Origin of the sequence: Halalkalibacterium halodurans (genome assembly GCF_004376175.1) — a bacterium.
Lineage (GTDB): Bacteria > Bacillota > Bacilli > Bacillales > Bacillaceae_D > Halalkalibacterium > Halalkalibacterium halodurans.
On sequence record NZ_SNUY01000044.1, the window covers coordinates 1 to 13,576 of the forward strand.

Below are 13,576 nucleotides of genomic sequence, written 5' to 3' on the forward strand. Positions count from 1 at the left end.
GAACTCGATTTGCGTCATATAAGCTTCCAATGAGCATCGCGCTCATCTTCACTTACAATTTATCATTATCTAGTTTTCAAAGAACCATTTTGACGTGTTGTCAAATTTCAATTGAGAGCTTTGAGTTCTCTCAAAACTGAACAAAAGTCCGAAGCGTCCCTCCGCAGATGAATCTGCGAATGGTCGACTAGAGTTAAAAACTCCGTAGAAAGGAGGTGATCCAGCCGCACCTTCCGATACGGCTACCTTGTTACGACTTCACCCCAATCATCTGTCCCACCTTAGGCGGCTGGCTCCAAAAGGTTACCCCACCGACTTCGGGTGTTACAAACTCTCGTGGTGTGACGGGCGGTGTGTACAAGGCCCGGGAACGTATTCACCGCGGCATGCTGATCCGCGATTACTAGCAATTCCGGCTTCATGCAGGCGAGTTGCAGCCTGCAATCCGAACTGAGAATGGCTTTCTGGGATTGGCTTCACCTCGCGGCTTCGCAACCCTTTGTACCATCCATTGTAGCACGTGTGTAGCCCAGGTCATAAGGGGCATGATGATTTGACGTCATCCCCACCTTCCTCCGGTTTGTCACCGGCAGTCACCTTAGAGTGCCCAACTGAATGCTGGCAACTAAGGTCAAGGGTTGCGCTCGTTGCGGGACTTAACCCAACATCTCACGACACGAGCTGACGACAACCATGCACCACCTGTCACTTTGTCCCCCGAAGGGGAAAGCCCTATCTCTAGGGTGGTCAAAGGATGTCAAGACCTGGTAAGGTTCTTCGCGTTGCTTCGAATTAAACCACATGCTCCACTGCTTGTGCGGGCCCCCGTCAATTCCTTTGAGTTTCAACCTTGCGGTCGTACTCCCCAGGCGGAGTGCTTAATGTGTTAACTTCGGCACTAAGGGCGTCGAAACCCCTAACACCTAGCACTCATCGTTTACGGCGTGGACTACCAGGGTATCTAATCCTGTTTGCTCCCCACGCTTTCGCGCCTCAGCGTCAGTTACAGACCAGAGAGTCGCCTTCGCCACTGGTGTTCCTCCACATCTCTACGCATTTCACCGCTACACGTGGAATTCCACTCTCCTCTTCTGTACTCAAGTCTCCCAGTTTCCAATGACCCTCCCCGGTTGAGCCGGGGGCTTTCACATCAGACTTAAGAGACCGCCTGCGCGCGCTTTACGCCCAATAATTCCGGACAACGCTTGCCACCTACGTATTACCGCGGCTGCTGGCACGTAGTTAGCCGTGGCTTTCTCGTTAGGTACCGTCAAGGTGCCGCCCTTTCGAACGGCACTTGTTCTTCCCTAACAACAGAGTTTTACGATCCGAAAACCTTCATCACTCACGCGGCGTTGCTCCGTCAGACTTTCGTCCATTGCGGAAGATTCCCTACTGCTGCCTCCCGTAGGAGTCTGGGCCGTGTCTCAGTCCCAGTGTGGCCGATCACCCTCTCAGGTCGGCTACGCATCGTCGCCTTGGTGAGCCGTTACCCCACCAACTAGCTAATGCGCCGCGGGCCCATCTGTAAGTGATAGCCGAAACCATCTTTCAAAAAAGAACCATGCAGTTCTTTTTATTATCCGGTATTAGCACCGATTTCTCGATGTTATCCCAGTCTTACAGGCAGGTTGCCCACGTGTTACTCACCCGTTCGCCGCTAACCTCCAGGAGCAAGCTCCCTTTGGTCCGCTCGACTTGCATGTATTAGGCACGCCGCCAGCGTTCGTCCTGAGCCAGGATCAAACTCTCCATAAAAGTTTGATAAAGCTCATGTTTCACAGGATGTTGTTTCCTGCGACACTTCATATAATGAAGTAAATTGACGAGATACCTTGTATCTCTTTATTTCGCTTGGCTTTTGTTCAGTTTTCAAAGAACTGTAGTCGTTTAACAGCGACCTTCAAATAATAACACTTAACTTCAAACAATGTCAACAACTTTTTTCGCTTTCCTGATCCATAAATACTCCATCTCGTTGCGACGTCTAATAATATATCACATTACTAAATTGATGTCAATTTTTTTCCACATTTCTTTTAACTGAGTATTGACGATGATAAATCCCCGCTACCTTTGATTGTTTTAATGAGACGGTTACTAATTTTTTGTTGACTAAATGATTGACGAGCAGTTCAAGATCGATGCGGTAATCTTCCACTCGTGGATCATTTAATAAACTTTGAATCATGATCGGCTCTGATTGTTCTTCAATTAATTTTAATAATTCATAAGAACCGACCTCTGTCTTTTCTGAGATCGCAAATTCCAAAGCAATTAACAAGAGCTCCACCCGTTTTTCCACCGAATCTTCACCGACAATTAACTCATGAAGAAGCTTGTACGTCTCAGGTTCAATCTGACGAACTTGCTCCCATACCGTCACTTCAGGATAAAAACCATGTTCTGTTACGGATAGTCTGGCTAGATGATGTAAGGCGTGCATCATAAAATTGTAAGCATCTAAGTAATGACCTTCCTGATATAACACCTTGCCCTCTTCAAAACGTCTTAACAGCTTAGCATAGTGAAGGACAAGTTTTTTTGATCTTTCTTCTATAGGAAATGTCTCCATTCTTTGTTTAAATGAATGGAGAAATTCATTTCGGTCAAATACTGTTTTTCCATGGACAAGCCATTCCACAAGCCTACGGTGATTCCCTGTTAATAGAGCTCGCTGTAAAGTATAAGCATCTATTATATAAAGAGCACACGTTTTGTCCTGTAGATGATAATGCTTCACATTCCAATTATATGTATAGTGATCTTTAATGACGAGGATCGTTATGTTGAATCGATCAGTTACGTGTATTTTCGAAGGTTCACTCTCCATAACAAGAATGGCTAATGTATCACTTTCAGCAGCTCGATCTTGATAAAGTGCCCTTACCAAATCATCCATTACCCTTCCCCCTTCTCTCTATACTTCAACACTTTAGTTCGACAAAAACAGCAAAAATCCTTTCTTTTTTGTCTTTTTTCATCAGACAGACGCATCTAACTTATGCATAGCCTTTCTTTACTATGCTATACTGTCATCTAGGAGGGACATGTCTATGGGAATTAAATATTCAAATAAAATAAATAAAATACGAACATTTGCTTTATCGTTAGTGTTTCTCGGGATCCTTGTCATGTACATTGGGATTTTCTTCCGCACCCATGAGGTCATCATGGTGTTAGCCATGATCTTAGGCTTTCTCTGTATTATTGCAAGCACTGCTGTTTACTTCTGGATCGGAATGATCTCCACACGCGCTATTCCCGTTGTATGCCCTGAATGCAGGAAACCAACAAAAGTACTTGGTCGGGTTGATGCTTGCATGCATTGTGACCAGCCGCTCACACTCGATCGAAGCTTAGAAGGCAAGGAATTTGACGAAAAATACAATCTAAAAGGCAAAAAAAGAGTTGATGGCTAATATCATCAACTCTTTTTAAATGAGAATCGAAAGAAATCCGATTAATGCTGGCTTTTCTTTTGACAGTCAGGACAAATCCCGTAGATCTCCATTCTGTGACTACTCACTTTGAAACCTGTCACATGTTCAGCCAGAGTCTCCACTTCATCAAGTCCTGGATAATGGAAGTCAACAATTTTGCCGCACTCTTCACAGATAACGTGATAATGATCTGATGTGACACAATCAAATCGGCTTGACGAATCACCGTATGTTAATTCCTTAACGATTCCAGCTTCCTTGAAAACACGGAGGTTGTTGTAAACGGTCGCAACACTCATGTTTGGAAATCGACCTTCCAATGCTTTATAAATCTCATCCGCTGTTGGATGAGTCAGCGATTCAAATAAATATTCCAAAATGGCATGACGTTGAGGGGTCATGCGAACCCGCGTTGTTTTCAATGCTTCAATTGCACCTTGTAAACGGTGATTAGACATCGTCATGCACCTCACTTTCAAGAAAAAAACATTCTTACATTATAATCTTTATAAATAGTATAGTATGAAGCCGATATTATTGTCAATTAAGTCGTTAAAAAGAGCGGTGCTGTATCTTTTACATCTAGTAAAAAGGATGTGTATCGATGCGCTTGCTTGTTTTTCCGTTGTTTTCTTTCTTCCACAACGGCGCACGCTTCCTTCAAAGCAGAGCGAAGAGCGGGGAGGTCATCTTCTTCTAAACCGAAGAGAAACGTAGTATTCCCTTTTTTCATGAAGCCTCCGGAGCTCGCGAGTTCAGTCATACGATACCCCTTGTCTCGAAGCTGTTTTTCAACCTCATCTGCATAAAAATTATCAATGATACAAATGAGCAGTTTCATTATATATGCACCTCACCTCTAGTTTAATACCCTTCATCTAAGTTTATTCGGTTGATGAGAGGAGGGTTCCCTGCTAAGAACGAATCGAAATTTTCCCGAAAAATAGCGAATGCGCGCGGCTGGTATTGACGAGAGATCCCCGACAAGTGCGGCGTTACCGTTACAGAATCCATCGTCCAAAATGGGTGGTTTTCTTCAAGCGGTTCCTCTTCGAAAACGTCGAGAACAGCATGGGAAATCGCCTTTTCCTCTAATGCTTTTAGTAATTCTGTTTGTTTGACCGTTTTTCCTCTACCTATGTTAATGAAAACAGCAGAAGGCTTCATTAGCTGAAAACGTTCATATGTCATGAAGCCCTCTGTCTTTTTCGTAAAAGGTAGAACGGAAACGACAAAATCGGAATTCTTTAAAAGCGTATCAACAGAAGCAGGTGGAACGATTTGATCGAATGATGAAACCGTGCGCCCCGTAGAATTCATACCGATCGTTTTCATTCGAAATGCCTTCGCAAGTCTAGCGATTTCTTGTCCGATCGCACCAGCACCGAGAACTCCCACCGTTTGTCCATTAAGTTCAATCATCGGCACGCGTCTATCCCACGTCTGCTCTTGCTCTAAAGAAATGAGACGCTTCGCATTTCGCGCGACTTGCAGCATCATCGACAACGTATATTCAGCCATCGGTATTGCATGGATCCCCTTCGCATTTGTCACGATGATCCCTTTCTCTTTGATGGCTTGGAACGGAAGCTGTTCAACCCCTGCTGAGATAACCATAATCCATTTGAGCTTTTTCGCAGCCTGCAAATGCTCCTCTGTAACATCCTCACCATAGGTAATGAGAACATCAGCTTCTTCCAAAGCAGAGCCAACGATCTCCATCCGCTCAAAAAAATGAAAATGAACATTTGGATAATCGTCTAGTAACTCCTGCTGGATTTCGGGCCTAACACGAGCTGAAGATACAACGTTCATTCGCTTCACCGTTCCTATCGATTATTCAAGGTTTTCTTTAATAAAGGCAAGCGCCTCTTCCACGTGGTCTTTCACACGCACTTTTCGCCATTCCTTCACTACTGTTCCATCTTTGTCGATCACAAAGGTTGAGCGCTCAATGCCCATATACTCTTTGCCGAAGTTTTTCTTTAGCTTCCAAACATCATATTGCTGCGCCACCTTCGTATCTTCATCAGCCAAAAGCAAAAAGGGCAAGCTGTATTTTTCGATAAACTTTTTATGTCTTTCCACTGGATCTGGACTTACGCCTAGAATTACGGTATTTAGCCCCTTAAAATCTTCAACCCGATCGCGAAAATCACACGCCTCTGTTGTGCATCCTGGTGTCATATCTTTTGGGTAGAAATAGAGCACAATGTTCTTACCTTTAAAATCGGATAATGATACTGTTTCTCCGTTACTAGCTGGAAGTGAAAAATCAGGTGCTTGTTTTCCTTCTAACATGAAATCATTCCTCCTAGAGTATCGTTTTGCTTCTATAGTCTCCAATTTAAGCGTAACGAAACTTGCTCCTTCTGACAACTATTGTGAGTGCTTTTCTCGCATCATGACCGTCGACACAACAAAAGCAGCTGGGAGTAAGTACCCGAGCAATGCTTGCAGCAAAGCAACGTAGCGTCCAATCCCTATCGGAACATAATCCCCGTAACCAACCGTTAGCAAAGTGACTCCGCTAAAATAAACCGTTGTCTCGATAATGTCCCAAACCGATGCCATCGAACGGAAATCTACAGCTTGAATGACTTGAAAACCTTGAAGCGATAACGATAAATAAACGACAGCAAAGGCGAGAATGACCGTCGTGTAAACGAAAATAAGCATGGTTAAATGATTGATCGAAAAGCGATAAATCCCCGATTGGGAGAAATAACGAACGAGGAGGACAACACTTAAAAAGATCGCCACCCCTGCCATAATCATAGCTCCAGCTAACAGCAATTGCTCCATAAAAAACACCTCAGTCATATATATGGACTTGGGCAACTTTTTAGACAATTGCCTTTTGGATTTATGTCTGCAAGGAAACAGGGGTAGCGTTATCCTTCCATGAAGTTACGCGCCATGTTTTAACACTTTGTGTGAACGGAAAATGATCGTTACAATCACAAAGGCTAAAACCCCAAAGAAACAAGTTAGCATCATCGATTCTGGAAGGAAGACGGTTGCGATCATCATCAGTCCACCGATAAACATCTTAGCTGCCACCGGTCGAATCAATTGATTCCAACGTTTGGATGAAAGAGACGATAGGGAGCTTTCATCGGTTATTGGCACGACAAACTTCGGCAATGTATTTGCAGCTGTCATTGTAACAATGCCTACACTGAGCGGAACAAGTAGCAAAAGGTTTAAATCATACCCGGAAACGTTTAAAAGGATCACACCGTGTATCGAAAAAACAACGGACAATACGCACAAAAAGATATTCTCCATTCCTTTTTTATACCGTTCGTAAAAAGGCTTCAATGTTTCTATCCTTGGTAAAATGAGCACATTGATCCATAACAGCACCATGATGAACGGATGAAGAAACGCTGTCACCACACCATAAAACCCGGCCTCTGTTCCGGCTAGTTGAAATAAATATACGTACACTCCCCAAATGAACGATGCTCCAATTAGTATAGCCATTAATTGTTGTCTCACCTTTTCTCCGCCTTTCATTTATGTTTTTTTCGGTTCTATCCCAGTAGGTTGACGACCTTCTTTTTCTGTAAATCGCATCAGCCATTTCACCATTTCCTGAAGCACGGATGTATTTAATGAGTAGTAAACGTACTGGCCTTTTTTTTCGGCATGAACGAGCTCAGCGTTTTTCAACACGGTTAGATGCTGAGAAATAGCAGGTTTGCTCATATCAAATTGATCAGCAATTTCGCCCGCTGTTTTGTCACCCTCATTTAACAGATCCAATATTTTTCGCCGATTCATGTCGGCCAGCGCTTTGTAAATAGAAGGATTCACGATTCCACCCTCTCATTTAATTATTTAAGCAATTACTTAAATAAAGGATACACAAATTTCCTTAGATTGTGAACCTTTTTTAAAAAATAATTATTAAAAGAAATCATTTTAAAGAGTTGCACTCACTGTTGGAAGAAAAAAGTGAGGGATGAACGAAGTAGAAGGAGTTGAACACTTCCTGCTTGACTGAGGAAAAAGGGTCTATGCGTCCAAATAATACGATTCGTCTGTTCCTGTTTCATTCCTCACCCGCCGTCAACGCTTAGCTTTCAAACCTTCTAAGCTCTTTTACTAAAGATAAAGCTATGTGCAGGTGTTTTTCATCTTCTAATTCCATGCATTCTTTTATAAGTGCTGCTTTCAAAGGCGTTGTATCATAAGGAGAGGGTACAACCAAAGACCATTCCACATTCAAAGCCTGTAATACCTTGTCCAACTTATTTACGCTTACATTGACTTCACCTCGCTCCAATTGGGCTAAATAATTTAATGTTACACCACTACGCTTCGACAATTCACTTAACGTCCATTTGTTTCCTTTCCGAAGACTACGGATTTGTGAACCAATATACTGGAGCGTACTCATGCCTACGTCAACTCCCAAAAATATTAATTTTTTCCATTATAACTGAATAACACTAATTTTACAATTAATAATGAATATTTTGATAGCTTGTCAATGTTATTGCTTTCCTTCCTTTACTTATGGTTAGATACAGACAGACATTATAAATTTGGAGGTCAGAACATGAATCGTTCTCGATCAGAATCATTGTTTCAAAAAGCACAATCCTTGATTGTCGGGGGTGTGAACAGCCCCTCCCGTTCGTTCAAAGCAGTAGGCGGTGGAGCGCCTGTTTTTATGGAAAAGGCAAAAGGCGCTTACTTTTGGGATGTAGACGGAAATCAATATATTGACTACTTGGCCGCTTATGGCCCAATTATTACAGGGCACGCTCATCCCCATATTACGAACGCGATTCAGCGAGCAGCGGAAAACGGCGTGCTCTATGGAACACCGACAAAGCTAGAAAACCAGTTTGCTAGCATGCTCCAACAAGCGATTCCTTCCTTAGAAAAAGTTCGTTTTGTGAACTCTGGAACAGAGGCTGTTATGACGACCATCCGTGTAGCAAGAGCATATACAGGCCGCGATAAAATCATTAAATTTGCTGGCTGTTACCACGGCCATTCCGATTTGGTTCTCGTTGCTGCAGGGTCTGGACCTTCTACGTTAGGAACACCCGATTCTGCTGGTGTCACGAAAAACATTGCCGAAGAAGTTATCACCGTTCCTTTTAATCAGCTTGATTCCTTAAAGGAGGCGCTCGATCATTGGGGTGAAGAAGTGGCAGCCGTTTTAGTTGAACCAATCGTCGGCAATTTTGGGATTGTTGAACCTCATGAAGGGTTCCTCGAAGGTGTGAATGAGCTTGCTCACAATGCTGGTGCTTTGGTCATATATGATGAGGTGATCACTGCTTTTCGTTTCATGTATGGAGGCGCGCAAAACTATGTTGGGGTCGAGCCTGACATGACAGCCTTAGGAAAAATTATCGGTGGCGGCTTGCCGATTGGTGCCTATGGCGGGCGCATCGATATTATGGAGAAAGTGGCTCCCCTTGGACCAGCATACCAAGCAGGAACGATGGCAGGAAATCCAGCTTCAATGAGCGCCGGAATCGCATGCCTGGAAGTTCTTCAAGAAGAAGGCTTATATGATGAGTTGGACCGGAAAGGGGCAATTCTTGAAAAAGGGATTAAAGCCCATGCGGAAGCCCACGGCATCACGATTTCCATCAACCGGCTTAAAGGAGCGCTCACGGTTTATTTTACCGATGAGACAGTCACTTGCTACGAGCAAGCAGAACGATCAGACGGAGAAAAATTCTCACTCTTTTTCAAAGAGATGTTAAATCAAGGAATAAACCTAGCTCCTTCAAAGTATGAAGCATGGTTTTTAACGATTGCTCATACTGATGAGGATATTAAAAAGACCCTTCAGGCAGTTGATCATGCCTTTTCAGTGATGGCTGCCAAAGGCTATCATTAAAAAGGTGAATCCCCTTTGTAAACGCACAGAGGGGATTATTTTTTCGTAACATGCACCTCTCACCACTACTTCTCGGGAAAATTTTACTTTTCTTCACAAGAAAATCGTCAATACCCCCTTGATTCTCTTTCTCATACAGTGTATAGTACGTTCGTTACCAATTCCTCACCTGTGAATATAGGTGAACCACAACTAAGTTTTCTCTTCGAAAGCGAGGATATTTGAATAAAAATGAAACTCGGAGCTCGTATTTTTAAGACGGGTCTTGCTGTTATGTTATCCCTTTACTTGGCGATTTGGCTACAGTTCGATTCACCGGTCTTTGCTGCACTAACCGCGGCATTTGCTGTCCAACCGTCCATCTATCGGACATTCCAGACGATTTTGGATCAAGTTCAAGCAAATGTCATTGGCGCGATTATTGCTGTCATTTTTGCTGTGACTTTTGGGCACGAACCGTTTGTCATCGCCGTCGTCATTGTCATCACCATCGCCCTAATCTTAAAGCTTAAATTAGATACATCGACAATCTCAATTGCACTTGTGACGATCATTGTTATTATGGAAAGCCCGGTCGAGAATTTTGTTGATTTTGCCACCGATCGCTTTCTACTGATAATGCTTGGGGTCGTTTCCGCCTTTCTCGTAAACCTTGTGTTTATCCCTCCGCGGTATGAGACGAAGCTGTATCATAAAATCGTAAAAAATACGGAGGATATTATCCAATGGTTGATGCTTTTCATTCGCCGTGATGCAAATCCACAATCACTAAAAAAGGATTTATCGCGTTTGAATGAAAATTTAATAAAAATTGATCAGCTTTACCTTTTTTATAAGGAAGAGCGGAATTATTTCATCCGCACCCGCTATGCGAAAGCGAGAAAGATCGTGCTGTTCAGACAAATGGTGGCGACAACGAAAAAAGCGTTCACCGTACTAAAAAATCTTGAGCGTCGCTCTGATTACTTGCACTACCTACCGGATGAAACCCAAGCGTTGATCGAAAATCAACTCCATTTATTGACGACGTATCATGATCGGATTTTGCTCCGTTATATCGGAAAGGTTAGTCCACAATGTGATCATCAAATTAACGATGAATTGAACGAAGGGAAGTCAGCTTTAACAGACGCTTTCATGGCACATTATCAGGATGACAATGTGGATGCTGACGCTTGGTCCCACTTGCTGCCAGCGATTTCTCAACTAATTGAATATCAAGAACAGCTTGAGCATTTAGACCACCTCGTCGATAGCTTTTTCAATTACCATCAAAAAGCGAACAAAGTCCAAATTAATGAAATGGACGAATGAACATAAAAACCTCCTGCATTGTCGGCAGGAGGTTTTTAGATATCAACTGCTCTGTATGTAGGGATAGAAGCAATCATCCCGTTCAGCCGATCCCCTTTTCATACCAACAAAGTGAAAGGGTCATTCCGACTCCTCCGCTTTGATTTGGTTAATCTAAGTTCTGGACCTCAAACAGCTTTTTGTACACGCCATTACAGGACATAAGTTCATCATGGGTGCCACTCTCGACAATCTCACCATTTTCAACCACGATAATTCGATCGGCATGGGTAATCGTTGACAGCCGATGGGCGACGATAAAGGTCGTACGGTTTTTCGCAAGCTTTTCCATCGCTTCCTGAATGTAATGTTCACTCTCTAGATCAAGGGCCGATGTTGCTTCATCAAAAATGAGAATCGGCGGGTTTTTCAAGAACACTCGCGCGATCGCGACCCGTTGCTTCTGCCCCCCTGACAGCTTCACGCCCCGTTCTCCCACTTCGGTATCATAGCCGTTCGGCAGATTCATAATAAAGTCATGAGCATTGGCTGCTTTTGCGGCCGCGATGACTTCCTCTTCCGTAGCGTCAGGTTTCCCCATTAAAATGTTCATCCGCACAGAATCACTGAAAAGAATATTTTCTTGCAGTACCATCCCAATTTGATCCCGTAAGCTGCGCACTTGATAGTCACGAATGTCATGACCATCGATCAAAATTCGTCCACTGCTTACATCGTAAAAACGAGGAATTAAGCTGATGAGTGTACTTTTCCCGCCGCCACTCATCCCGACAAATGCGACGGTCTCTCCTCGCTTTACGTGAAAGTGTACGTCTTTCAGCGCAGGTGCTTCTTCTTTTTCATATGAAAAGGACACATGGTCGAAGGTCACATCTCCGTGGACTTCCTCAAGCTTCACAGCCCCTTCTTTGTCGACAATATCGTATTTTTCATCAATGAACTCAAAGACTCGATCCATTGACGCGATCGATTGCGTTAGTGTCGTCGACGAGTTGACCAAGCGGCGGAGCGGGTTGTAGAGACGTTCCATGTACAAGACAAACGCGGTCATTGCCCCGACTTCTAATTCCCCGTTAATGACAAAACAGGCAGCTACAAAAATCACGAGTAGTGGGGCGATGTCTGTCACAGTGTTAACTACAGCAAAAGTTTTCGCGTTCCATTTCGTATGATCGATCGCCCGATTTAAAAATGTGCCATTTCGCTTGGCAAATTGCGTCTGTTCGTAATCTTCGAGGGCAAAGCTACGAATGACGCTCATCCCTTGGACCCGCTCATGCAGATGTCCCTGAACATCCGCGAGCGCTTGAGACCTTACCCTTGTTAAATGACGAAGCTTCGCGTAAAAATACTTAATCGAAAATCCGTAAAACGGAAACATGGCAATCGCCACTAACGTCAGCCACGCGTTCATCGAAAACATAATCGCTAGAGCAATAATGATTGTGAACATATCGAGCCAAATGTTCATTAATCCTGTCATGACAAAGGTCTTTGTCTGCTCCACATCATGGATGACTCGGGAGATGATTTCCCCCACTTTTCGATTTGAGTAAAAGCGAAGGCTTAGCTTTTGAATGTGTGTAAACAAATGGTCACGAATATCATAAAGAATTTTATTGCCGATCCATTGGGCAAAATATTGGCGATAGTACTCAATCGGTGGGCGCAAAACGATGAAAATAAAAAAGATCCCGCCCATGACTGTAAATAGAGCCGAGAATTTCTCCTCGTTCGTCATTTGTTCAGCAAAAATGATTCCATCAATGATGTATGCTACGAGTAGCGGAATCAATAACGGAATGCCAAATTTCAATAAACCAATAATAATCGTGATAAAAATCTGTTTCCAATAAGGACGGACAAACAATAAATATCGACGTATGCTCTCCAGTGTTACCACCACTTTCTTCTAAACCATGCCTATGATAAGGTAAGCTCTTTCCTATGGTTATACGATAGAACGATACTTCATGATGACAATCACGTAGGGCGCACTTACAAGTTTAATCGGCCATCTACTCACGTTAAAATCATCCATAGGCTAGTGTAAAATGAAAGAAAAGCCTGCTTCCAGGCTTCCCCTAACGGTATTGCAAAAATCGTTCATACCAGCTTTCCACAAACTGCGGCGCAAAAGGCCCTTTTCGTTGATGGATCCATGATACTAATTCATCGACACTACGCTGCAAAATCCGATCGATCTCCGGTGGATATTTCATCATCTTCCGGTGCATCGCATACTCATCCTCATCTAACAGCTTAAAGGTCATATCAGGAAACACTTTAATATCAAGGTCGTAGTCAATATACTTTAGCGCTTCTTCATCCCACGTAAACGGGGTTCCGAGGTTACAGTAAAAGTAAATGCCATCCGCTCGAATCATGCCGATCGTATTAAACCATTGTTCCGAATCAAAATAACAAATGGCAGGCTCACGTGTTCGCCAATGACGGCCATCTGATTCCTTCACAAGAATTCGGTCATTTCCTCCGATCACAACCTTTGACGTCCCTTTAAGCACGATGGTTTCTTCCCAAATGCGATGAATCGATCCGTTATGCTTATAGCTCTGTATTTGGATCTTGCTGCCAACTTTGGGAAAATTCATGATCGACTCCTTCCTATTCAATTTTTGGACGTCAGGAGCCTACGCTCCTTTCTTAACCGTTCAACAAAAACTATAGCAACTTTTTCTATCCTTTTTATTATACCTGTTTCTTTCTTATTTTGAAACGTTAAGAGTCGCTTTCTATGCCCTTTACCACTTTGCCCCTTTTTATTTAAACTTAGACACTCGGTACACCTACATATCTTTATGTACATATTGATCATTTATCACTTCATTTATAGTACGTTCTTTGATGACAAAGAACGGGTTTTCCCTGTTCAAGTATTGAACAACTTTAGTTTATGCTGAAGCTGTTGGTTTTCTTATTACTT

At 43.1% G+C, this 13,576-nt stretch carries 14 protein-coding genes and 1 rRNA gene; 3 read left to right on the forward strand and 12 right to left on the reverse strand.

The features are described from left to right. Positions 1-208: 208 nt before the first annotated feature. Both E2L07_RS13795 and E2L07_RS13800 read right to left on the reverse strand, forming a co-directional pair. Positions 209-1,758: ribosomal RNA gene (locus E2L07_RS13795) — 16S ribosomal RNA — on the reverse strand. 259 nt (positions 1,759-2,017) lie between these two features. Then, positions 2,018-2,902, reverse strand: coding sequence for a nucleotidyltransferase-like protein (locus tag E2L07_RS13800; RefSeq protein WP_134229851.1), 885 nt, complete (start codon positions 2,900-2,902; stop codon positions 2,018-2,020). Positions 2,903-3,056: 154 nt separating this feature from the next. Here E2L07_RS13800 and E2L07_RS13805 point away from each other — a divergent pair, with 154 nt between their 5' ends. After that, a complete protein-coding gene (locus E2L07_RS13805; RefSeq protein WP_053432605.1) occupies positions 3,057-3,422 on the forward strand; it encodes a YgzB family protein in 366 nt (121 codons plus the stop codon). A 41-nt stretch (positions 3,423-3,463) separates the two neighbouring features. Here E2L07_RS13805 and perR read toward each other — a convergent pair whose 3' ends face one another. From perR to E2L07_RS13845, 8 genes are all read right to left on the reverse strand, one after another. Then, the gene (gene perR, locus E2L07_RS13810; RefSeq protein WP_134229852.1) at positions 3,464-3,901 is read right to left on the reverse strand and encodes a peroxide-responsive transcriptional repressor PerR; all 438 of its coding nucleotides are present in this window, start codon (positions 3,899-3,901) and stop codon (positions 3,464-3,466) included. 86 nt (positions 3,902-3,987) lie between these two features. Beyond that, on the reverse strand, positions 3,988-4,284 hold the full coding sequence (locus tag E2L07_RS13815) for a cyclic-di-AMP receptor (RefSeq protein WP_010897122.1): 297 nt from the start codon (positions 4,282-4,284) through the stop codon (positions 3,988-3,990). Between the two features lie 23 nt (positions 4,285-4,307). Then, on the reverse strand, positions 4,308-5,258 hold the full coding sequence (locus tag E2L07_RS13820; RefSeq protein WP_053432603.1) for a D-2-hydroxyacid dehydrogenase: 951 nt from the start codon (positions 5,256-5,258) through the stop codon (positions 4,308-4,310). Positions 5,259-5,279: 21 nt separating this feature from the next. Further along, the gene (gene bcp, locus E2L07_RS13825) at positions 5,280-5,744 is read right to left on the reverse strand and encodes a thioredoxin-dependent thiol peroxidase (protein WP_010897120.1); all 465 of its coding nucleotides are present in this window, start codon (positions 5,742-5,744) and stop codon (positions 5,280-5,282) included. Between the two features lie 78 nt (positions 5,745-5,822). Then, on the reverse strand, positions 5,823-6,248 hold the full coding sequence (locus tag E2L07_RS13830; protein WP_010897119.1) for an ion channel: 426 nt from the start codon (positions 6,246-6,248) through the stop codon (positions 5,823-5,825). 105 nt (positions 6,249-6,353) lie between these two features. After that, complete coding sequence (locus tag E2L07_RS13835) at positions 6,354-6,947, reverse strand: SdpI family protein (protein ID WP_134229853.1); 594 nt, start codon at positions 6,945-6,947, stop codon at positions 6,354-6,356. An 18-nt stretch (positions 6,948-6,965) separates the two neighbouring features. Further along, the gene (locus E2L07_RS13840) at positions 6,966-7,265 is read right to left on the reverse strand and encodes an autorepressor SdpR family transcription factor (RefSeq protein ID WP_053432601.1); all 300 of its coding nucleotides are present in this window, start codon (positions 7,263-7,265) and stop codon (positions 6,966-6,968) included. A gap of 262 nt (positions 7,266-7,527) precedes the next feature. After that, positions 7,528-7,851 carry a helix-turn-helix domain-containing protein gene (locus E2L07_RS13845; RefSeq protein WP_010897116.1) on the reverse strand — a complete coding sequence of 108 codons (324 nt, stop codon included), beginning with the start codon at positions 7,849-7,851 and terminating at the stop codon, positions 7,528-7,530. A 162-nt stretch (positions 7,852-8,013) separates the two neighbouring features. Between E2L07_RS13845 and E2L07_RS13850 the strand changes: the two genes are divergently transcribed. Next, positions 8,014-9,318 carry a glutamate-1-semialdehyde 2,1-aminomutase gene (locus E2L07_RS13850; RefSeq protein WP_053432600.1) on the forward strand — a complete coding sequence of 435 codons (1,305 nt, stop codon included), beginning with the start codon at positions 8,014-8,016 and terminating at the stop codon, positions 9,316-9,318. A gap of 231 nt (positions 9,319-9,549) precedes the next feature. After that, positions 9,550-10,632, forward strand: a complete 1,083-nt coding sequence (locus E2L07_RS13855; protein WP_010897114.1) for an aromatic acid exporter family protein — start codon at positions 9,550-9,552, stop codon at positions 10,630-10,632. Positions 10,633-10,780: 148 nt separating this feature from the next. Here E2L07_RS13855 and E2L07_RS13860 read toward each other — a convergent pair whose 3' ends face one another. Both E2L07_RS13860 and ntdP read right to left on the reverse strand, forming a co-directional pair. Next, positions 10,781-12,526 carry an ABC transporter ATP-binding protein gene (locus E2L07_RS13860; protein WP_053432621.1) on the reverse strand — a complete coding sequence of 582 codons (1,746 nt, stop codon included), beginning with the start codon at positions 12,524-12,526 and terminating at the stop codon, positions 10,781-10,783. A 190-nt stretch (positions 12,527-12,716) separates the two neighbouring features. Beyond that, positions 12,717-13,244, reverse strand: a complete 528-nt coding sequence (gene ntdP, locus E2L07_RS13865; RefSeq protein WP_010897112.1) for a nucleoside tri-diphosphate phosphatase — start codon at positions 13,242-13,244, stop codon at positions 12,717-12,719. Positions 13,245-13,576: the final 332 nt, after the last annotated feature.

Bases quoted from the DNA above. Each gene is read 5' to 3' on its own strand.
- E2L07_RS13845 (WP_010897116.1), bottom strand. From the start codon at position 7,851: ATGAGTACGCTCCAGTATATTGGTTCACAAATCCGTAGTCTTCGGAAA.
- E2L07_RS13850 (WP_053432600.1), top strand. From the start codon at position 8,014: ATGAATCGTTCTCGATCAGAATCATTGTTTCAAAAAGCACAATCCTTG.
- ntdP (WP_010897112.1), bottom strand. From the start codon at position 13,244: ATGAATTTTCCCAAAGTTGGCAGCAAGATCCAAATACAGAGCTATAAG.
- E2L07_RS13800 (WP_134229851.1), bottom strand. From the start codon at position 2,902: ATGGATGATTTGGTAAGGGCACTTTATCAAGATCGAGCTGCTGAAAGT.
- E2L07_RS13815 (WP_010897122.1), bottom strand. From the start codon at position 4,284: ATGAAACTGCTCATTTGTATCATTGATAATTTTTATGCAGATGAGGTT.
- bcp (WP_010897120.1), bottom strand. From the start codon at position 5,744: ATGTTAGAAGGAAAACAAGCACCTGATTTTTCACTTCCAGCTAGTAAC.
- E2L07_RS13855 (WP_010897114.1), top strand. From the start codon at position 9,550: ATGAAACTCGGAGCTCGTATTTTTAAGACGGGTCTTGCTGTTATGTTA.
- E2L07_RS13820 (WP_053432603.1), bottom strand. From the start codon at position 5,258: ATGAACGTTGTATCTTCAGCTCGTGTTAGGCCCGAAATCCAGCAGGAG.
- E2L07_RS13805 (WP_053432605.1), top strand. From the start codon at position 3,057: ATGGGAATTAAATATTCAAATAAAATAAATAAAATACGAACATTTGCT.
- E2L07_RS13830 (WP_010897119.1), bottom strand. From the start codon at position 6,248: ATGGAGCAATTGCTGTTAGCTGGAGCTATGATTATGGCAGGGGTGGCG.
- perR (WP_134229852.1), bottom strand. From the start codon at position 3,901: ATGTCTAATCACCGTTTACAAGGTGCAATTGAAGCATTGAAAACAACG.